The organism is Microcoleus sp. K1-B1, assembly GCF_036704705.1.
GTDB lineage: Bacteria > Cyanobacteriota > Cyanobacteriia > Cyanobacteriales > Microcoleaceae > Microcoleus.
The window spans coordinates 1-1,100 of the sequence record NZ_JAUBSH010000212.1 but is presented as its reverse complement, the minus strand read 5'-3'; the positions used below and the strand labels follow the sequence as shown (position 1 = coordinate 1,100).

The window sequence follows — 1,100 nt, the reverse complement described above, 5'->3', positions numbered from 1 at the left end:
TTTTGGGGAAGCCGTTGGTTTAAAAAATGTAAAATTATATCATTTATTGGGATATTTACAAAATCGGGATGCTCCCCCTGGACTTTCCCTTTGAGTCATTTTTGTTCGTTCCCATCCAGGTATTTCTAGGGAGTTTCTCGGCATTCTGCCGCACGGTATTTGCGGTTATCCTAACAGTAGTGCTGATTCAATTAACCTTACGTGCGATTAAATGGCTCAGCACTAAGCTAGCTCAAAACCCAAATCAGTCGGTAACATCGACCCAGCCACCCGGTCAACAACGAAACAGGCGAAGAGTTGGTAGAATTGTGCGATCGCTCCTGTTATTCCTCACCGCCAAACAGCAGCGATCGCTCCTCAATGAAACAATAATAGTAATCTGGATTTTGGTTGCTTTGTTTTGGTTTGCCCGGTGGCAAGGCTTTGCAGACGCAAGACTGGATGCGATCGACAATACTTCAAATTTGCCTGTTGTGACTGTATTGTTTACAGCGGAAAAGAATATAGCATTAGGACGGCAACTGGCAGACTTATCAACAGATCCCCCATTAAAAGATATCCGAATTATTGGAGATAAAGCTTTATTCGATCAACTGCGGGGACGAGAAACAAACGATACAAGCGATCCGCAAAATCCCAGAGTGTGGCGGTTATTAATCAATCGCGGCGGTCAATTGTATGTGTTTAAAGCTTTACATAAAAGTGCATCTGCTAACGAACGTCCTCTGGTTTTATCGATTAGCGAAAAACAGTTGGTGATTCTGAGTCCAGAAGCAACTAAAAGCGGTAAGTAGCGAGCCCATTTAGCCCCCAGGGCTGCGGTAAAGCGAGTCAATGCTTCGATCGAAGGTATAATTTTTTCTGTTCCAAAAATACCTCTGGATTCATTACAGTTTTCTCTAAATCAGTTAACTGGCTTTGGGGAGATTTGGCGATCGATACTTTTCAGGTTTAATTATCCGGCAGCCTCAGCCGGATGTTTTCAAGTTTATCATATTCCCAAACAGATACTCATTCTCATAAATGGGTGCATCTCAGTTTGGCAAATACATCAAATTGAAAGTTGACCATTGAGATAAGCACAGCGAAGAGCAAGGATA

1 protein-coding gene is annotated in these 1,100 nt (G+C 42.6%); it reads left to right on the top strand.

Annotated elements, in window-relative coordinates; translation table 11 throughout:
- The first annotated feature begins 68 nt into the window (after positions 1 to 68).
- Positions 69 to 794, top strand: coding sequence for a hypothetical protein (locus tag QUA83_RS30465; protein WP_333297945.1), 726 nt, complete (start codon positions 69 to 71; stop codon positions 792 to 794).
- Positions 795 to 1,100: the final 306 nt, after the last annotated feature.